This is a genomic window from Pseudomonas emilianonis (genome assembly GCF_023072625.1).
Classification (GTDB): Bacteria; Pseudomonadota; Gammaproteobacteria; order Pseudomonadales; family Pseudomonadaceae; genus Aquipseudomonas; species Aquipseudomonas paraveronii.
Genome location: NZ_JAKNRV010000078.1, coordinates 1 through 18,213 on the forward strand (window position 1 = coordinate 1; position 18,213 = coordinate 18,213).

The following is an 18,213-nucleotide window of genomic DNA, read 5'->3' on the forward strand; positions in this document are numbered from 1 at the left end:
CGGCCACGTCGGCCGCGCCCTGGTGCCGTTGCTGGCGAGCCTGCCGTGTCGGGTGCGCTGGATCGATTCGCGCGAGCAAGAGTTCCCGGAACACATCCCACAGGGCGTGCGTAAAATCGTCAGCGAAGAACCGGTTGACGAAATTGCCGACCTGCCCGTGGGCAGTTACTGCATCGTGATGACCCACAATCACGCGCTGGACCTGGAACTCAGCGCCGCCCTGCTCAAGCGCAATGACTTTGCCTACTTCGGCCTGATCGGTTCGAAGACCAAGCGCGTCAAGTTCGAACACCGCCTGCGTGATCGCGGCGTCGACACCGCACAGTTGCAACGCATGCGCTGCCCCATGGGCCTTAGCGAAGTGAAGGGCAAATTGCCGGTGGAAATCGCCATCTCCATCGCCGCGGAAATCATCGCCACCTACAACGCCCATTTCGGCCAGCACACCGCGAGCGCCGAACCGATTGCCCAACTGCTGCCGGCCTCGCGCCGCAGTCAAGCTGCCACTTTTGCCAAGAATTGAGATCACCATGCCTTCGACCCGCAAAGCCTACCGCGCCGCGATCCTGCACAGCCTCGCCGACCCCGCTGAAGTGGGGATCGAGGCGTCCTACGAGTATTTCGAAGACGGCCTGCTGGTCATCGACAACGGCCGGATCAGCGCCCTGGGCCACGCCCATGACCTGCTGCCGCACCTGCCCGCCGAGGTCGAAATCACCCATTATCAGGACGCGCTGATCACCCCCGGCCTGATCGACACGCATATCCACCTACCGCAAACCGGCATGGTCGGCGCCTATGGCGAGCAGTTGCTGGACTGGCTCAACACCTACACCTTCCCCTGCGAGCGCCAGTTCGCCGACAAGGTTCACGCCGAGGAAGTCGCGGATATCTTCATCAAGGAGTTGCTGCGCAACGGCACCACCACCGCGCTGGTGTTCGGCAGCGTGCACCCGCAATCGGTGAATGCATTCTTCGAAGCCGCCGAAAAACTCGACCTGCGCATGATCGCCGGCAAGGTGATGATGGACCGCAACGCTCCAGACTACCTGACCGACACCGCCGAATCCGGCTACCAGGAGAGCAAGGCGCTGATCGAACGCTGGCACGGCAAGGGCCGCCTGCACTATGCGGTGACGCCACGCTTCGCCCCCACCAGCACGCCGCAGCAATTGGCGCTGGCCGGGCAACTGCTGGGCGAATACCCGGACCTGTACATGCAGACGCACATCAGTGAGAACAAGCAGGAAGTCGAGTGGGTCAACGAACTGTTTCCTGAGCGCAGCGGCTACCTGGATGTGTACGACCACTACAAGCTACTGGGCGAACGCTCGGTGTTTGCCCACGGCGTGCACCTGTGCGATGACGAATGCGCGCGGTTGGCGCAAACCGGCTCGGCAGTCGCATTCTGCCCGACCTCGAACCTGTTCCTCGGCAGCGGGCTGTTCAACCTGCCAATGGCCGAGAAGCACAAACTCAACGTGGGCCTGGGCACTGACGTGGGCGGCGGCACCAGTTTCTCGTTGCTGCAGACGCTGAACGAAGCCTACAAGGTCATGCAACTGCAGGGCGCACGATTGAGCCCGTTCAAGTCGCTGTACCTGGCCACACTGGGCGGTGCGCGGGCGCTGCGACTGGAAGACAAGATCGGCACGTTGCAGCCGGGCACCGATGCGGACTTCCTGGTGCTGGACTACAACGCCACGCCGTTGCTCAGCTACCGCATGAAGCAGGCGAAGGACATTGCCGAGAGGTTGTTTGTACTGATGACGCTGGGGGATGATCGGGCGGTGTTGCAGACCTACGCGGCCGGCAGTCTAGTCCACCAACGCTGATCTCAGTCACAACACAAAACACATGTGGGAGGGGGCTTGCCCCCTCCCACATTTTTGATCGGGTTTACAGCTTTACCGAAGAGCGCCCAGGCTTCTTGCTCAGCAACAAATGCGAGAACACCGCGTGCAAATCATCCGACGCACTTTCCTCATCGAGGTTGAGCTTGCTGTCGATGTGATCCATGTGATGCATCATCAAATTCACCGCCAGCGCCGCGTCCCGGGCTTCGATCGCATCGATCAACTGGGTGTGTTCATCGTAGGAACAGTGCGAGCGGTTACCGCTTTCGTACTGGGCGATGATCAACGAGGTCTGGGACACCAGGCTGCGCTGGAAGCTGATCAGCGGCGCGTTCTTCGCGGCTTCAGCCAGCTTCAGATGGAACTCGCCGGAAAGGCGGATACCGGCACCGCGATCGCCGCGGGAGAAGCTGTCGCGTTCGTCGTTGACCATCTGCCGCAACTCGGCCAACTGCTCAGCCGTCGCGTGCTGCACCGCCAGTTCCGTGATCGCCCGCTCGACCAAACGTCGGGCCAGGAACACCTGGCGCGCTTCTTCGACACTGGGGCTGGCCACCACGGCACCACGATTGGGCCGCAGTAGCACCACGCCTTCATGGGCCAAACGCGACAGTGCGCGGCGAATGATGGTGCGGCTGACGCCGAAGATTTCGCCCAGTGCTTCTTCGCTCAATTTGGTACCGGGTGCCAGGCGTTGTTCGAGGATCGCCTCGAAGATATGCGCGTAGACGATATCGTCCTGGGTTCCGCTGCGACCGGTCTTGCCGGCTCGCGGTTGTTTCTTGAGAGGTTGCAACTGTTCGTTCATGGGCACTCGGGTCGGGAGAACGGCGGCGAATTAACGGTAATACGGCAACAAAGAGGCGCTGGCAAGTATCGCCTAAAATCAGCGCACATTGTACACAACCCCATGCGCCAACACACTGTACGGCTGTTTGCGGCCCCGGCTGTATTGCAATGAATCGTTACGTTTGAGTTTAGGCTTGAATCTGCGCCTTCACTGGCAAACTCCCAGGTAAAAGGAAACACCTCGCCATGACCGACGCCACCCAAGCGCCCTTGCGCCCGCTGGCCGATACTTCTCCCTCGGCCATCGTCGCCGGTTTCATCGCCATGATGACCGGCTACACCAGCTCACTGGTGCTGATGTTCCAGGCCGGCCAAGCCGCCGGTTTGACCACCGCGCAGATTTCCTCGTGGATCTGGGCGATTTCCATCGGCATGGCGGTGTGCAGCATCGGCCTGTCCCTGCGCTACCGCACGCCGATCACCATTGCCTGGTCGACGCCCGGCGCCGCGCTGTTGATCACCAGCCTCGGCGGCGTCAGTTACGGCGAAGCCATCGGCGCCTACATCACCTGCGCGGTGCTGGTGACGCTCTGCGGGCTGACCGGCAGCTTCGAAAAACTGGTCAAACGCATCCCGGCGTCGCTGGCGGCGGCCTTGCTGGCGGGGATTCTGTTCAAGATCGGCAGCGAGATTTTCGTCGCCGCGCAACATCGCACCGGCCTGGTGCTGGGGATGTTTTTCACCTACCTGATCATCAAACGCCTGTCGCCGCGGTATGCGGTGCTCGCCGCGCTGGTGATCGGCAGCGTGCTGTCCGGGCTGATGGGGCTCCTGGATTTCAGCGGCTTTCACCTGGAAGTGGCAACGCCGGTGTGGACCACGCCGCACTTCTCGCTGGCGGCGACCATCAGCATCGGCATCCCGCTGTTCGTGGTGGCAATGACCTCGCAGAACATGCCGGGCGTGGCCGTATTGCGCGCCGACGGCTACAACGTGCCTGCGTCGCCGCTGATCACCGTCACCGGCCTGGCCTCGCTGGTGCTGGCGCCGTTCGGCTCCCACGGCATCAACCTGGCGGCGATCAGTGCGGCGATCTGCACCGGGCCCCACGCCCATGAAGACCGTAACAAGCGCTACACGGCGGCAGTCTGGTGTGGCGTGTTCTACGGCATTGCCGGGGTGTTCGGCGCCACATTGGCGGCCTTGTTCGCAGCGCTGCCCAAGGAGCTGGTGCTGTCGATTGCGGCGTTGGCCTTGTTTGGCTCGATCATCAATGGCTTGAGCATTGCCATGAATCAGCCGAAAGAACGGGAAGCGGCGCTGATCACCTTTATGGTCACCGCGTCAGGCTTGACGTTGTTTTCCATCGGGTCGGCGTTCTGGGGGATTGTGGCGGGGGTGTTGACGCTGCTGATTCTGAACTGGCGCAAGACCTGAGTATTTAAGGCCCCATAACGAAACAGCGACCCGGGCGGGTCGCTGTTTCATGACATCAGACGGCCGAGTTGATCGACGTCTCTGGATGCCAAGCGTCCAACAACGCGCTTACTTCAACGCGAGTCAGCTCTGCGCGGGCCTTGAGCCACGCTTCAACGGTTGCACGTTGCTCTTCGGTGACCGAACCACGAGTGGCTTTGCACACCAGACCGAAGTCATCGCCGCCGACGTAGTCGAGGCCATTGCCGTCCATCGCTTCGGTCAGGAATGCTTCGAGGAACGCGTCAACCGCTGCATCGTCCAAACCTTCTTTGAAATCCAGGTTCAGTTCGAAACCCAGCTCTTGAAATTCATCAACGCACAGTTTTTTGCGCAGACGCCGGGAACGGTTAGTCGCCATTGGAACAATCCTCATAAGTAATAACGGGCGGCACTTTAGCAGTTTAAGGAAGCGATTGCCCGATTCTCTAGGACAGGCGGCGAAATGCTCGAAAAAAAAACGCCGATTAGCAGCTATCGTTCAGCTACAAGTGGCTCCAGCTTGGGGCATAATGCCGACACTTTCATGACCACTGGGGGATTTTCTTACATAACCCTCGCCTTTTTCACCCTCCTCAGCAGTAGGGTCTTATTTCTTATGATCAAATCTTTGCGTCCATTGCTCCTTGCCGGCTGTCTCCTGCCGCTGGCCTTTTCCGCCACCGCCGCCCCGATCAACAACACCCTGCCGCCCAATGTTGCACAGGCCCTGCAGAAGGCCAAACTGCAAAACACCGCACTGTCGCTGGTGATGCTGCCGCTGAACGGTCCCGGCACACCCACCGTATTCAACGCCGACGTCTCGGTGAACCCTGCCTCCACCATGAAGCTGGTCACCACCTACGCGGCCCTGGAAATGCTCGGCCCCAACCACCAGTGGAAGACCGAGTTCTACACCGACGGCACCCTCAGCGGTGGCGTGTTGCGCGGCAACCTGTACCTCAAGGGTGGCGGCGACCCAAAGCTGAACATGGAAAAACTCTGGCTGCTGATGCGTGACCTGCGGGCCAATGGCGTGCAGCAAGTCACTGGTGACCTGGTGCTGGACCGTGGTTTCTTTATCCCGCCGCAACTGCCGGAATTCAATGACGACGGCAATGACGAGAACAAACCGTTCCTGGTCAAGCCCGATGCCCTGCTGGTCAACCTCAAGGCCCTGCGCTTCGTGACTCGCAACGATTCGGGACGCGTGATCGTGTCGGTCGAGCCGCCGATTGCCAGCATTCGCATCGACAATCAGGTCAAGGTATCCAACGCCAAACAGTGTACCGGTGACGTGCGCTACAACCCGGTGACGGCGGCCGATGGCAGCATCACAGTGACCGTCAGCGGCCAGTTGGGCGATGGCTGCAGCTCGCAGACCTACTTGTCGCTGCTCGACCACGCCACGTATACCGCCGGCGCTGTGCGGGCGATCTGGCAGGAACTGGGCGGCACCATCCAGGGCCGCGACATCCAGGCTTCGGTGCCCAAGGACGCCAAGGTACTGGCGCGGGCCTTCTCGCCGGACCTGGCGGAAATCATCCGCGACATCAACAAATACAGTAACAACACCATGGCCCAGCAGTTGTTCCTGAGCCTGGGCGCACAGTTTCGCAACGATGCCGACGGCGACGATGCCAAGGCCGCCCAACGCGTGGTGCGCCAGTGGCTGGCGAAGAAAGGCATCACCGCACCGCATCTGGTGATGGAGAACGGTTCCGGCCTGTCCCGTGCCGAACGCGTCAGTGCCCGTGAGATGGCGGCCATGTTGCAAGCCGCGTGGAAAAGCCCCTACGCGGCGGAGTACATCAGCTCGATGCCGATTGCCGGCACCGACGGCACCATGCGCAAACGCCTGAAGACCACCGCCATGCGCGGTGAAGCCCACGTCAAGACCGGCACCTTGAATACCGTGCGTGCCATCGCCGGGTTCAGCCGCGATAACAACGGCAATACCTGGGTAGTGGTGGCGATTCTCAACGATCCGAAACCATGGGGTGCGTCGTCGGTGCTCGACCAGGTGCTGCTGGACCTGTATCGCCAGCCGAAGCTGGCGGCAGCGGCGTCAGTCCTCTAGCGTTTGTGGCGAGGGAGCGTGCTCCCGCTGGGCTGCGACGCAGCCCTGAAGCCCGGCCCTGAATGTTATCTGCAAGCATGCGGTGTGTTAATCGGGACCGCTTCGCGGTCCAGCGGGAGCACGCTCCCTCGCCACAGTTTCGACCCGATCCCTGCCCGCCTGCTTGGCCACGTACACCGCCGAATCCGCGCGCAGCAGCAACCCGTCGACCCCTTCGTCGATCCGCCAACTGGCCACCCCGAAGCTCGCTGTGACGGTCCCCACCGACTCCATCGGCGCGCTGCGCAGCGACTGCCATAACGCCATCGCCAAACTGTAGGCCTGGGTGCTATCGGTATTGGGGCACAACACCATGAACTCCTCGCCGCCCAGGCGACAGAACACATCGCTGCGGCGCAGACGTTGGCTGATGCGCTTGCACAGTTCCTGCAAGACCCCGTCGCCGACCGCATGGCCATATTGGTCGTTGATACGCTTGAAGTGATCGATATCCAGCATGATCACCGACAACGCCCCCGACGTGCGATTCAGGCGGACCATCTCGGCCTTGAGACGATCCTGGAAATACCGGCGGTTGTGAATCCCGGTGAGGGCATCGGTGATGGACAGCGCGCGCAGTTCTTCTTCCACCCGCTTGAGATCGGAAATATCAGACACATAACCATGCCACAGCGTACCGCCGCCCGGCAGTTCCTCCGGCGTGGCCTCACCGCGAATCCAGCGCAGGCCCCGTTGCGGCAACTGCACGCGGTACTCTTCGCGCCAGTGGCTCAACTGCAGCGCGGATAAGCGGATCGACGCACGCACCCGCTCGACGTCCAGGGGGTGGATGCGCTCCAAGACCTGCTTCGCATCCCGTTGCAGCACCCCGGTGTCGATCTCGTAGATATCGCGCATGCCATCGCTGGCGTAGATAAACCGCCAGTTGTCCTGGGGCTCCACGGTGAACTGGAAGATCCCGCCAGGCACATGGGCGCTGAGTTTTTTCAGCAAGCGGTCCCGCACGGCCAGGGCCTCATAGGCGCGTTTTTGCTCGGTGATATCCAGGTAAATCGCCAGGTGCCCGACCCATAAGCCATGCTCATCCAGCAACACGGTGCCGAGCATATTCACCGTCAACTGGCTGCCGTCCTCGCGCACCAGGGTCCACTCGCGGGCCTCCTGCGGGTTGTCCGGGCTTTCCACCAGCATCGCCTGGCTCGGCGGGATTCGCCGGCCCAACGCCACGCTCAAACTCGTCGCGCGCGCGTCCAGCTCCGCCGCGACATGCAGGCTTTCCAGGGTCAAGCGGCCGATTACGTGCTCGGCCTTGAACCCCAGCATCTGCTCGGCACCGGCGTTGAAGGTGTTGATCACGCCGTGCAAGTCGGTGGCAATGATTGCAACCTGCGTCGCGGCGTTCAGCACGCTACGCAACTGGCCGTGGGCGCCGCGCAGTTCCTGCTCGCGCAGGCGCAACTGCGCGGTACGCTGCTCCACCAGTTTCAAGGCGCGCTGACGCTGGCTGACCAACATATAGAGCAAGACGCTAAGCAACAGGCTGAAGAGCCCGCCCATGGCCAGGATCGAGACCAGGGAGAAACCGCTGCCCTTTTCGAACACCAGGCTGGGGCGCAGCGTTAGGGCGTAGACATGATCGCCGAGGGTCAGGCGGCGCGTGGCCACCAGATCGCTGTTGGCCAAAGCATTGCTGGACTCGTACAGCAGGCGCTTTTGCTGGTCAGAAGTGTCGACGATCTGCGTCACCAGATTATCGCGATCCGGCTTGGGCAAGCCGTCGGCCATCAACTGGCGCATGCTGATCACGGCCATCACAAAGCCGTAGGGTTCTGTCCCGCCTAGGGAGACGACTGGTGCGACCAATAACACGCCGGTGGCGTAGGCCGGCTCCACACCCACCAACTGCATGGGCTGGGACACTGCCAGCTTACCGCTCGCTTGTGCGCGCTGAAGGGTCGAGCGCCGCAGAGGTTGGGCCAGCAGGTCAAAGCCCAGGGGCGAACCGAGCAGGCTGTGGGTCTGGCTGTACAGGATCGGCACGTATTCATCGCGCTCCACCGCCGGGGCCAACTCACCGAGTGAATTCAGTTCACGTATCCTGAAGGGCAGAGCGCGCTGGCGCGATACTTCCTGCTCAAACTGAACGCGCTGATCACGCAGCACCCGCGGCGCCCAGACATACGCACGGGAACGCAGCAGCAAGGGCTGGGCGAAACCATCGAACTCGTCTCGGGACACGTCACTGGAATTGACGAAAAAGCGTTGCAGGCTGGCCAGACGTTGCTCCTGGTCCTCGAAACGCTCCTGCAGACGGGTGAATCGCTCATTGACCAACAGTTGGAAACGCTGGCGCTCCTGCTGTTGATAGAGGTCGGATGTCGCCCAGGCAATGATGATCGTCAAGGTGCTGCCTGCCAAAAACACCACCAATGCCATCAGCCAAGCCGATACCTGCTCACTGATAAAACCTAGGATCTTCGGGCGAACGGCTTGCAACGGCATAGGCAACACTCACAACGCCAGCGTGCGGGGGTGTCACTTTGGCTGGACGTTTAGTTATAGCTAGCGGCCCTGTGTTTGACCAGCGTAAAAAGCCGCAAGACCCGATTATTCGAGGCTTGCGGCTTATGGGAGGAGCAATCAGCGAGCGGTGATTTTCCAGGCCCGATGGATCTTCGCGTTACGCGCAAAATCCGGGTCGAGGGTCTTGTCGCTGATTTCCTCGACCGCGTAGCGTTCGCTGAGGTTGTCCTCAAGCGCGAACTTGCGGAAGTTGTTCGAGAAGTACAGCACGCCACCCGGCGCCAGGCGCGCCATGGCGAGATCGAGCAACTGCACGTGGTCGCGCTGCACGTCGAAGATACCTTCCATGCGCTTGGAGTTGGAGAAGGTCGGCGGGTCGATGAAGATCAGGTCGAACTCATCGCGACTGGCTTCCAGCCACGCCATCACATCACCCTGCTCCAGGCGGTTCTTGTCGGAGAAACCGTTGAGGGAGAAGTTGCGACGAGCCCAGTCCAGGTAGGTCTTGGACAGGTCGACGCTGGTGGTGCTGCGCGCGCCACCCTTGGCGGCGTGCACGCTGGCGGTGGCGGTGTAGCAATACAGGTTGAGGAAACGCTTGCCGGCCGCCTCTTTCTGGATGCGCATGCGCATCGGACGGTGGTCGAGGAACAGGCCGGTGTCGAGGTAGTCGGTGAGGTTGACCAGCAGCTTCACGCCGCCTTCGCTGACCTCGGTGAACTTGCCCTGGGCACTCTGGCGCTCGTACTGCTTGGTGCCGCTCTGACGCTCGCGGCGCTTGACCACCACGCGGTTCTTGTCGATGTTCAGCGCCTGGGGAATGGCCGCCAGGGCATCGAACATGCGTGCGGAGGCTTTTTCCGGGTCGATGGATTTCGGCGCGGCGTATTCCTGCACGTGGACCCAATCGTGGTACAGGTCGATGGCCATGGAATATTCCGGCATGTCGGCATCGTAGACGCGATAGCAATCCACACCTTCACGCTTGGCCCACTTGCCCAGTTGCTTGAGGTTCTTTTGCAGGCGGTTGGCGAACATCTGCCCGCCTTCGCTCAGGCGCGCCTGTTCGACCACGGGGGCTGGCGCCGCTGCAGGTTTGATCGGGTTGCCGTTCTTGTTGTACTGGCGCTCTTGCGGCTCGGTCGGGGCCTGGTCGTAGGCGGCTTGTTCGCGTTCGGCCTGGCGCTGCTCCGGAGTGCGGCGCTCGCCGGTGACGAACTGGTCCGGGTTGACCTTGATCAGCAGCAATTTGCACGGCAAGGCGCCGTTCCAGAACGAATACTGCTTGTGGCTGCGGATGCCCATGCGCTTGCCCAGGTCCGGCGCGCCGGTGAATACCGCCGCTTCCCAGCCCATGCACGCTTGGCGCAGACGCTCGCCGAGGTTCTGGTAAAGGTACAACAAGCTCGCTTCGTCACCCAGGCGCTCGCCGTAGGGCGGGTTGCAGATCACCAGGCCTTTCTGGTTCTGGTCCGGACGCGGCTCGAACGTAGCGACTTCGCCCTGGTACACCTTGATCCAATGGCTGAGGCCGGCACGCTCGATGTTGTTGCGAGCAGGCTGGATCAAGCGCGGATCGGCTTCGTAGCCACGAATCCACAACGGCGGCTTGTTCATGCCGATGGCGGCACGCTCGCTGGCCTCGGTGTGAAGTTTCTTCCAGAGCGCCGGGACGTGACCGAGCCAGGTGGTGAAACCCCACAGTTCGCGATTGAGGTTGGGCGCCATATCGGCGGCGATCATCGCGCCTTCCACCAGGAAGGTGCCCACGCCACACATCGGGTCGGTCAGCGCGCCGCCTTCAGCAGCGATGCGCGGCCAGCCGGCACGAATCAGGATCGCTGCCGCGAGGTTTTCCTTCAACGGTGCGGCGCCCTGCTGCAGGCGGTAACCGCGCTGGTGCAGGCTGTGACCGGACAGGTCGAGGGACAGGATCGCTTCGCCACGGTCCAGGCGCAGGTGGATGCGCAGGTCCGGGTTGATCTTGTCGATGGAGGGACGCTCGCCGGTTGGCGTGCGCAGCTTGTCGACAATTGCATCCTTGACCTTCAGCGCGCCGAAGTGGGTGTTGTCGATGCCCGAGCCGTGACCGCTGAACTCCACCGCCAGGCTGCCGTCCGGGACCATGTGCTCAGCCCAGTCGATATCCAGCACGCCGTGGTAGAGGTCTTCGGCGTCCTTCATCGGGAAGCGCTTGAGTACCAGCAATACGCGGTTGGCCAGGCGCGACCAGAGGCACAGGCGGTAGGCGGTTTCCATGTCGGCCATGCCGCGCACGGCCGAGGTGTGCTCGCGGGCTTCCTCAAGGCCAAGCCCGACGGCTTCCTCGATCAGCAGGCCTTCGAGGCCCTTGGGGCAGGTGAGGAAGAGTTCAAAACGGTCCGACATGGGTAATCCAGGCTTTTCAGCAATAAATGAACGGGCGACGCATCGCCGGCTCGGTTTTCAATCAAGCACTTTTCTTGAAGAGTGCTCGCGTGGCACGAATGTGCCGTCCCACCCCGTCTGCCGGGCCTTTGGGCCTTGATTGACGGGGCAGAGAGATAATTTTTGCAACAAAAAGAAATATTCAGACCCTTCGTCGAATAGTGACCGACCGTGACGGGCGGGCTTTCTCACCGCAGGAAAAAGCCCATTCTCTTCGTAAGGCACATCATAGCTGGCTTTGCCCAATAAAAGGGGCGAAAAGCCATCCCAGCTTATGGCTATAGCATCACTATTGTGACGTGCTTATGACAAAACGATCATTGAATCCATGTGACCTATTGGTTAGAACTCAACACAGGTCAGCGCCACAACGACGTTGACACATTGGCTCGCCACGCCGGCAGCGAGCCGCACCAACGGCAGAAAAACTCTGCCCGGCCCCAGACGAGGCCGAAGGATATCAAGACAGTCAACAAGTGAGGGAAACACCCTATGAGAAGACTTAAGCGTGATCCGTTGGAAAGAGCATTTTTACGCGGATATCAATATGGCGTTCATGGCAAATCCCGTGAGCTTTGCCCATTTACTCTACCGTCGGTACGCCAAGCCTGGATCAACGGCTGGCGAGAAGGACGCGGCGACAACTGGGACGGTATGACAGGCACTGCGGGCATCCACAGACTCAACGAACTTCACGCGGTCGGCTAATCAAGGGCATTTAATTCCGACACCAGCACGAATACAGGTAACAACTTAACCACGCACGCCCTATCCAGGCGGCGGGCTTCGGCCCAGGGGCTCCTCTTGAGGAGCCCTTTTTATTGGGCGTGTGTCAGGCTTTTTTTGGCAACGCCGCAATCGCGTCCACCGCCTCGCGAATCAGCGCCGGGCCCTTGTAGATAAAACCGGAATACAGCTGCACCAGGCTCGCGCCGGCGGCGATTTTCTCGGCCGCGTGTTTGCCTTCGGTGATACCGCCGACCGCGATGATCGGCAAACGCCCTGCCAGCTCGGCAGCCAGCACCGTGACGATATGCGTGCTCTTGTCACGCACCGGGGCGCCCGACAAGCCGCCTGTTTCGTCGCCATGGGCCAGGCCTTCAACACCGACACGGCTAAGGGTAGTGTTGGTGGCTATCACCGCATCCATCCCGGAATCCACCAGGGCCTGGGCGACCAGTACGGTTTCTTCATCACTCATGTCCGGGGCGATCTTGATCGCCAGCGGCACGCGCTTGCCATGGCGCACGGCGAGGTCTTCCTGGCGCTGGCGCAAGGCTTCGAGCAATTGCTTGAGGGAATCACCAAACTGCAGGCTACGCAGGCCAGGGGTGTTGGGCGAGCTGACGTTCACCGTGACGTAGCTGGCGTGGGCGTAGACCTTGTCCAGGCAGATCAGGTAGTCATCCACCGCGCGCTCCACCGGCGTGTCGAAATTCTTGCCAATATTGATCCCGAGAATGCCCTTGTACTTCGCCGCTTGAACCCGCGACACCAGGTGATCGACACCGAGGTTGTTGAAGCCCATGCGGTTGATGATCGCCTCGGCTTCCGGCAGGCGAAAGATGCGCGGCTTGGGGTTGCCCGGCTGAGGGCGCGGGGTCACGGTGCCGATTTCGACGAAACCGAAACCCAACTGCGCAAAGCCATCGATGGCCGTACCGTTCTTGTCCAGGCCGGCAGCCAGCCCGACCGGGTTGGGGAAGTCGAGCCCCATCACCGACACCGGCATTTTCGCCGGTGCCTTGCATACCATGCCATTGAGCCCCAGGCGGCCACCGGCACCGATCAGGTCCAGGGACAGATCATGGGAGGTCTCCGGGGAGAGTTTGAACAACAACTGGCGGGCCAGGGTATACATGGGCGGGCTAGACTCGGATGGCGGCGATAAGTGGCGGCGATTATAGCCGGGCTGGCGGGCTGCGTGCGAGGCGTGCCGCCGCCCGATCGTCAGTAGCGATGCGCGACCAACGCTTCGTAGCGGGCCCAGATCTTCTGTGCGTACTGCAGGCGTAACGCTTCACGCTGCGGACCGGGGCCCGGGCCTGCGTTGTAGGCGCCTATGGCCGTCCAGTTATAGCCGAAACGCTGAATGAACTCGGCAAGAATCGACGCCCCGACCTCTACCGACAGGCAGGGCTCGCTCAACAGCCGCTCTTCAGTGATGCCCTGTTTGAGCAGGCGGGGCAAATGGATGCTGTTGATCTGCATCAGACCGATATCGCGGGTGCCATTGCGATTGTTGTAATTCATCGCGCCCGCACGATACCCCGACTCTACGGCGGCAATGGCCTGCAGCAACTCCGGTTCAAGATCGTAACGACTGGCCACCTCGTCCCAGCAATACGCCAGTGCCTGATTGCTTCCCATCACCACCACCAGCAACAGGCCCCTGCGCCACACGTTACGCATTACCTGCCACAGGCCGAGCAAACATGGATGGACTGCGATGGCATGCGCTCAGCGGGTCGCACCGGGCACGTAAAGCGATAGCCTCTGCCATAGACCGTCTTGATAAACCCTTTGTCGGCACGCAGATGCTTACGCAATGAATAAATGCAGCGAGTCAGCGACTCCTCCGACACCTCCCCCTGGCGCCAAGCCATTTCAAGCAAACAGTCTTTGGTCATCAGCGCACCACCAGACACCAACAGCAAGCGCAGCACCTGCCACTCCTTGGGCGGCAACTGGATATCCGCGCCCTCACCGGTCAAGCGTCCATCGCCATGCAGGGTCCAGTGGCCAAAGACCAGGGAAGTCGTCATCCCTCCATCATTCACGACGGCCATACACACCTCTGCATCGAACCACTGACATTAAAATCCTAATTTCCAGAACCGGCTCATACGCCGACGGCACGACTATAAAAAAGGCGCCCCCTACCCACCCTAGGAAAAAACCCATATCAGCAAGGCTTTCAGGAATAGCCTTGTAAGAAATCTCACTGGAGCTAACAACTAAGGCGATACCCACTCCTGGTACACCTCAAGCAGCTCAACCCCCAGGCGGTCTTCCAACTGCACCAGCTCGCCCAAAGCCAACAATTGGCCATTGACCCGCACTTCCACGCAATGGATGACTTCCGGCGCCAAAGGCAGCACTTTCCCCGGTGCAAACAGCGCCAGCCGCTTGCGCGTGATCAGTTGTTCCTGCAAAAGAATTTCCAGATGCATGGCGAACGCCTACCTCATTGATCGACATCGCGAATCGACCGCACAAACGCACGTTGCACCCGTTCGTATTGCGGCTGAGTCAGCGGCGGAGGGCCGATAGCTCCACCCAAGGTCTTGAGCTCGTTGCCCACGGCCCGGGCCTGAATCACAAACAGCCGTACCTCGGCACGCTGGCCAGGCGCAGTGGCACGCCCTTCTGCATCAACATCCCGACGAAAACCGCCTAACCACAGACGTTTACCCTGAGGCATCCGAACGACGCTGCTAACGCTCACCCGCCCGACTGCGGTCATTTTCTGACGCTGCCGCGCCTCGCCCATCTGGCGATCATCCTCAAGGCTCAACAGCATCTCGATCTCGTTCGCCTCGGCAAACCGCGGCAACACGCTGACCTGGGTGCCATAGCGCACGGGTTTCCAGGCGGTGCGCCCGGCGGGGGGGCCCGGCAAGTAAAGTGTGTGGTTATCCTGGAAGACCGCAGGAACGTTCTCCTGGGTGAGAATCACGGGCAGTGTCACCACCCGCGCCCGCCGCCGCCGCTCCAGCACGGCGATTTGCGCCATCAAGCGATTGTCCTCCAACGGCTCCAGCACCCGGGTCGCCGAGACTGATGTGTGGGTTTCCTCGGCCCAGGCCTGGTCGATTTTCTTGAGTTCGTCACGGTCCACATCCACCAGCCACAGCGAAACCTCGATCGGGCGCTTGGGCACATCCAGCTCCGCCACCAGTTGCTCGATAAAACTCACCTGGGCAGGCTTGCCCTTGATGAGCAGGCTGTTGGTATCCGGGTAGGGGATCACTGCCAGGCTCTTGTCGGCCAGCAAACCGGGCGGCCGTTGCGCAGGGGCCTGCTGTTCACGGAAAAGCACGGTCTCGATCAGCGACGCCATGCCCGGCACATTGACCTTTTCATCGCCCATGACGTACTCACGGTCCGCCACATGGGTATTGAGCACCTGCACCACGCCAAACCCCTGCTTGCCCACACGAAGCCCGGCCCGCTGGCGGTCCATCAATTGGGCAAGGTGCAGCACCTGGTCGACATAGTTCGCCGGCCCGGACACATAGAACATCCGCCCCCCGCTCTCCCGCAGGGGGTAGCGGGACTCATCGAGCCCCGAGCGACGCATGAGCTCACGCAGCCTTGAGACGGAAATATGCCGCAACGTCACAGCCGAGCTCTTCGCTTCATCTGCGGCGTAGAGGTAGAGCACTTGCCCGTCGCTGTACCAGATCAGGTGATGCTGCTCGGCCACCGCCTCCAGCACCTGCTGTGCCTGGCTGAAATCGTAGGTTCCGGAAACGCGTTGGCGGGCCGCCGCCCGGCTGACAACGACCGGCAGGCCAAGGGGCAGCGACAATGCGCTAAAAAACGTATGCAGGCTTTCGTCCCGCGCCTGATAGGTCTCGCCCCAGGCAGACGCGCAGCCCAGCATCAACACCGCGCAAAACAGCCAGCGGCGGAGCCGGTGGGCGGCCATCGTTGTGGGAGAGTCGTACACCGTGGGGTTTCCTGGGCAGTCTGGCATAGGGAAGCGGCCATACTGAAAGCCTGCGGCGTTTCAATCTTGATGGAAAGTTGACGGCGTACCGCGCCGATCTGCCCGTGGCATGTGCCTTGCTATGCACTCTGTATCAGAGCGCGCGCCAACGTCGGAGCGGGCTTACGGACAAAGGCGTCGTTACCCGCAATGGCCCGCACCGCCATCTGAGGGAACGACGCTTTTTTTTGAACGAAAAGGTAGGTATTGATGAACGATTCGGACGGCAACAGCCCGATAAACGACCCGCTGGCCTGGGTCAACGGCAGTGACGCCCCGGAAAAGAGCAGCCTCGACCTGGGCTTCATGGCCTTGAGCGATTGCGCCTCGCTGGTGGTCGCGGCCACCCAGGGCTTCGCGCAACCCTATGGCTTGACGCTGAACCTCAAGCGCCAGTCGTCGTGGGCCAACCTGCGCGACAAACTGGTCAGCGGTGAACTGGATGCCGCCCACAGCCTGTATGGACTGATCTACGCCGTACACCTGGGCATCGGCGGCGTGGCCGCCACCGACATGGCAGTGCTGATGGGGCTGAACCAGAACGGGCAGAGCATCAACCTGTCCCACGATCTGCAACAGCAAGGGGTGGTCACTCCTGAGGCACTGGATCGCCATGTGCACCAAAGCCGAACAAAACTGACCTTCGCCCAGACGTTTCCCACAGGCACCCACGCCATGTGGCTGTATTACTGGCTGGCAAGCCAAGGCATTCATCCATTGCAGGATGTGAACAGTGTGGTGGTCCCTCCGCCACAAATGGTGGCGCATCTATTAGCCGGGCGCATTGACGGTTTTTGTGTCGGCGAACCCTGGAGCGCCAGCGCGGTGAAGCAGAACCAGGGTTTCACCCTGGCGACCACCCAGGCGATCTGGCCGGATCATCCGGAAAAAGTGCTCGGCTGCACCCAGGCGTTCGTCGACCAATACCCCAACACCGCCCGCGTGCTGGTGATGGCGATCCTGGAGGCCAGCCGCTTTATCGAGGCGAGCCACGAAAACCGCCGCTCCACCGCGCAGTTGCTCAGCGCCCGCGAGTACCTCGACGCACCGCTCGACTGCATCGAACCGCGTCTGCTCGGGGCCTACGAGGATGGCCTCGGCAACCAGTGGCAAGATCCCCATGCGCTGCGTTTTTTCGCCGATGGCGAGGTGAACCTGCCCTACCTCTCCGACGGCATGTGGTTCATGACCCAGTTTCGCCGCTGGGGCCTGTTGCGCGAAGACCCGGACTACCTGGGCATTGCCCGTAAAGTGCAGCAACTGGATCTGTATCGCCAGGCGGCCGATGCCGTCGGCGTCCCCACAAACGCCCAGGACATGCGCAGCAGCCAGTTGATCGACGGCAAGATCTGGGATGGCTCAGACCCCGCCGCCTACGCCCGCAGCTTCCGCCTGCACGCCCTGGCCGACCACGCCAGCCGCCACGCCCTGCACTGACAGGAGAACCAATATGTTGCGAATCCTGTTGATCAACGACACACCGCGCAAGGTCGGGCGCCTCAAGGCGGCACTGACCGAGGCCGGGTTTGAGGTGATCGATGAGTCGGGCCTGACCATCGATCTGCCTGCGCGCGTCGAAACGGTGCGGCCGGACGTGATCCTGATCGATACCGAGTCACCCGGCCGCGATGTGATGGAGCAAGTGGTGCTGGTCAGCCGCGACCAACCGCGTCCAATCGTGATGTTCACCGACGAGCACGACCCGGACGTCATGCGCCAAGCCATCAAATCCGGCGTCAGCGCCTACATTGTCGAAGGCATCCAGGCCCAACGCCTGCAGCCGATCCTCGACGTGGCCATGGCCCGCTTCGAAAGCGACCAGGCCCTGCGCGCCCAGTTGCAGGCCCGCGATCAACAACTGGCCGAGCGCAAGCGCATCGAACTGGCCAAAGGCATGCTGATGAAAATGAAGGATTGCAACGAGGAAGAGGCCTACACCTTGATGCGCCGCCAGGCCATGAGCCGCCAGCAGAAACTGATCCATGTGGCGGAGCAGATCATCGCCATGAGCGAGTTGCTTGGCTAAAAAACCATCGTGGCCGGTTGGCCCAGGACTTGCTAAGTATTCAACACAGGTAACCAACGGCGGTTGCCCCTCCACGACAAAGACGTCGCACACCCGGTTTGCCCTCGCGAACCCGGTGGCGGCGTTTTTTCGTTTTGGCCCCCGTAACACGGGGCCGGTGGGGCGGCCTTAGCGGGCTGTTCCATCACCAGGCCTTCTTACAAGACTCCCAACCGTTAGAAACTGATCCATGTGGCGGAGCAGATCATCGCCATGAGCGAGTTGCTTGGCTAAAAAACCATCGTGGCCGGTTGGCCCAGGACTTGCTAAGTATTCAACACAGGTAACCAACGGCGGTTGCCCC

At 61.4% G+C, this 18,213-nt stretch carries 16 protein-coding genes; 7 read left to right on the forward strand and 9 right to left on the reverse strand.

What is annotated here, in order from left to right; translation table 11 throughout:
• A partial coding sequence (gene xdhC, locus L9Z73_RS10975) for a xanthine dehydrogenase accessory protein XdhC (RefSeq protein ID WP_247400037.1) occupies positions 1-523 on the forward strand: 523 nt, incomplete at its 5' end.
• A 7-nt stretch (positions 524-530) separates the two neighbouring features.
• Positions 531-1,835, forward strand: a complete 1,305-nt coding sequence (guaD, locus tag L9Z73_RS10980; RefSeq protein ID WP_247400039.1) for a guanine deaminase — start codon at positions 531-533, stop codon at positions 1,833-1,835.
• Positions 1,836-1,899: 64 nt separating this feature from the next.
• Here guaD and L9Z73_RS10985 read toward each other — a convergent pair whose 3' ends face one another.
• Positions 1,900-2,664, reverse strand: a complete 765-nt coding sequence (locus tag L9Z73_RS10985) for a GntR family transcriptional regulator (protein ID WP_247400042.1) — start codon at positions 2,662-2,664, stop codon at positions 1,900-1,902.
• 227 nt (positions 2,665-2,891) lie between these two features.
• Between L9Z73_RS10985 and L9Z73_RS10990 the strand changes: the two genes are divergently transcribed.
• A complete protein-coding gene (locus L9Z73_RS10990; RefSeq protein WP_247400044.1) occupies positions 2,892-4,082 on the forward strand; it encodes a benzoate/H(+) symporter BenE family transporter in 1,191 nt (396 codons plus the stop codon).
• 55 nt (positions 4,083-4,137) lie between these two features.
• Here the strand turns inward: L9Z73_RS10990 and L9Z73_RS10995 are convergent, their stop codons facing one another.
• Positions 4,138-4,482: a YggL family protein gene (locus L9Z73_RS10995; RefSeq protein ID WP_247400046.1), complete on the reverse strand. Its 345-nt coding sequence runs from the start codon at positions 4,480-4,482 to the stop codon at positions 4,138-4,140.
• Positions 4,483-4,719: 237 nt separating this feature from the next.
• Between L9Z73_RS10995 and dacB the strand changes: the two genes are divergently transcribed.
• Positions 4,720-6,180: a D-alanyl-D-alanine carboxypeptidase/D-alanyl-D-alanine endopeptidase gene (dacB, locus tag L9Z73_RS11000; protein ID WP_247400055.1), complete on the forward strand. Its 1,461-nt coding sequence runs from the start codon at positions 4,720-4,722 to the stop codon at positions 6,178-6,180.
• Positions 6,181-6,267: 87 nt separating this feature from the next.
• Here dacB and L9Z73_RS11005 read toward each other — a convergent pair whose 3' ends face one another.
• Together L9Z73_RS11005 and rlmKL are read right to left on the reverse strand one after the other, a co-directional pair.
• The gene (locus L9Z73_RS11005) at positions 6,268-8,682 is read right to left on the reverse strand and encodes a sensor domain-containing diguanylate cyclase (protein ID WP_247400057.1); all 2,415 of its coding nucleotides are present in this window, start codon (positions 8,680-8,682) and stop codon (positions 6,268-6,270) included.
• A 138-nt stretch (positions 8,683-8,820) separates the two neighbouring features.
• Positions 8,821-11,091, reverse strand: coding sequence for a bifunctional 23S rRNA (guanine(2069)-N(7))-methyltransferase RlmK/23S rRNA (guanine(2445)-N(2))-methyltransferase RlmL (gene rlmKL / locus L9Z73_RS11010; protein WP_247400059.1), 2,271 nt, complete (start codon positions 11,089-11,091; stop codon positions 8,821-8,823).
• Positions 11,092-11,622: 531 nt separating this feature from the next.
• Between rlmKL and rmf the strand changes: the two genes are divergently transcribed.
• A complete protein-coding gene (gene rmf / locus L9Z73_RS11015; RefSeq protein WP_002553055.1) occupies positions 11,623-11,838 on the forward strand; it encodes a ribosome modulation factor in 216 nt (71 codons plus the stop codon).
• A 124-nt stretch (positions 11,839-11,962) separates the two neighbouring features.
• Here rmf and L9Z73_RS11020 read toward each other — a convergent pair whose 3' ends face one another.
• From L9Z73_RS11020 to sctC, 5 genes are all read right to left on the reverse strand, one after another.
• Complete coding sequence (locus L9Z73_RS11020; RefSeq protein WP_247400061.1) at positions 11,963-12,991, reverse strand: quinone-dependent dihydroorotate dehydrogenase; 1,029 nt, start codon at positions 12,989-12,991, stop codon at positions 11,963-11,965.
• A gap of 89 nt (positions 12,992-13,080) precedes the next feature.
• Complete coding sequence (locus tag L9Z73_RS11025; RefSeq protein ID WP_282598585.1) at positions 13,081-13,542, reverse strand: transglycosylase SLT domain-containing protein; 462 nt, start codon at positions 13,540-13,542, stop codon at positions 13,081-13,083.
• On the reverse strand, positions 13,542-13,919 hold the full coding sequence (locus L9Z73_RS11030; RefSeq protein WP_247400063.1) for a winged helix-turn-helix domain-containing protein: 378 nt from the start codon (positions 13,917-13,919) through the stop codon (positions 13,542-13,544). Before L9Z73_RS11030 ends, L9Z73_RS11025 begins: the two co-directional genes overlap by 1 nt.
• 168 nt (positions 13,920-14,087) lie before the next feature.
• Positions 14,088-14,303 (reverse strand): FliM/FliN family flagellar motor switch protein, encoded by a 216-nt coding sequence (locus L9Z73_RS11035; protein WP_017845218.1) that lies wholly within the window; start codon positions 14,301-14,303, stop codon positions 14,088-14,090.
• Positions 14,304-14,317: 14 nt separating this feature from the next.
• Complete coding sequence (sctC, locus tag L9Z73_RS11040; RefSeq protein ID WP_247400078.1) at positions 14,318-15,784, reverse strand: type III secretion system outer membrane ring subunit SctC; 1,467 nt, start codon at positions 15,782-15,784, stop codon at positions 14,318-14,320.
• Positions 15,785-16,054: 270 nt separating this feature from the next.
• On the opposite strand from sctC, the gene L9Z73_RS11045 reads away from it, so the two are divergent.
• Positions 16,055-17,281, forward strand: a complete 1,227-nt coding sequence (locus L9Z73_RS11045) for a CmpA/NrtA family ABC transporter substrate-binding protein (RefSeq protein WP_247400064.1) — start codon at positions 16,055-16,057, stop codon at positions 17,279-17,281.
• 13 nt (positions 17,282-17,294) lie between these two features.
• Positions 17,295-17,870 carry an ANTAR domain-containing response regulator gene (locus L9Z73_RS11050; protein ID WP_247400073.1) on the forward strand — a complete coding sequence of 192 codons (576 nt, stop codon included), beginning with the start codon at positions 17,295-17,297 and terminating at the stop codon, positions 17,868-17,870.
• The last annotated feature ends 343 nt before the right edge of the window (positions 17,871-18,213 follow it).

Bases quoted from the DNA above. Each gene is read 5' to 3' on its own strand.
- sctC (WP_247400078.1), bottom strand. From the start codon at position 15,784: ATGGCCGCCCACCGGCTCCGCCGCTGGCTGTTTTGCGCGGTGTTGATG.
- L9Z73_RS11005 (WP_247400057.1), bottom strand. From the start codon at position 8,682: ATGCCGTTGCAAGCCGTTCGCCCGAAGATCCTAGGTTTTATCAGTGAG.
- L9Z73_RS11035 (WP_017845218.1), bottom strand. From the start codon at position 14,303: ATGCATCTGGAAATTCTTTTGCAGGAACAACTGATCACGCGCAAGCGG.
- rlmKL (WP_247400059.1), bottom strand. From the start codon at position 11,091: ATGTCGGACCGTTTTGAACTCTTCCTCACCTGCCCCAAGGGCCTCGAA.
- L9Z73_RS11020 (WP_247400061.1), bottom strand. From the start codon at position 12,991: ATGTATACCCTGGCCCGCCAGTTGTTGTTCAAACTCTCCCCGGAGACC.
- rmf (WP_002553055.1), top strand. From the start codon at position 11,623: ATGAGAAGACTTAAGCGTGATCCGTTGGAAAGAGCATTTTTACGCGGA.
- L9Z73_RS11030 (WP_247400063.1), bottom strand. From the start codon at position 13,919: ATGGCCGTCGTGAATGATGGAGGGATGACGACTTCCCTGGTCTTTGGC.
- L9Z73_RS11025 (WP_282598585.1), bottom strand. From the start codon at position 13,542: ATGCGTAACGTGTGGCGCAGGGGCCTGTTGCTGGTGGTGGTGATGGGA.
- dacB (WP_247400055.1), top strand. From the start codon at position 4,720: ATGATCAAATCTTTGCGTCCATTGCTCCTTGCCGGCTGTCTCCTGCCG.
- guaD (WP_247400039.1), top strand. From the start codon at position 531: ATGCCTTCGACCCGCAAAGCCTACCGCGCCGCGATCCTGCACAGCCTC.
- L9Z73_RS11045 (WP_247400064.1), top strand. From the start codon at position 16,055: ATGAACGATTCGGACGGCAACAGCCCGATAAACGACCCGCTGGCCTGG.
- L9Z73_RS10995 (WP_247400046.1), bottom strand. From the start codon at position 4,482: ATGGCGACTAACCGTTCCCGGCGTCTGCGCAAAAAACTGTGCGTTGAT.
- L9Z73_RS10985 (WP_247400042.1), bottom strand. From the start codon at position 2,664: ATGAACGAACAGTTGCAACCTCTCAAGAAACAACCGCGAGCCGGCAAG.
- L9Z73_RS11050 (WP_247400073.1), top strand. From the start codon at position 17,295: ATGTTGCGAATCCTGTTGATCAACGACACACCGCGCAAGGTCGGGCGC.
- L9Z73_RS10990 (WP_247400044.1), top strand. From the start codon at position 2,892: ATGACCGACGCCACCCAAGCGCCCTTGCGCCCGCTGGCCGATACTTCT.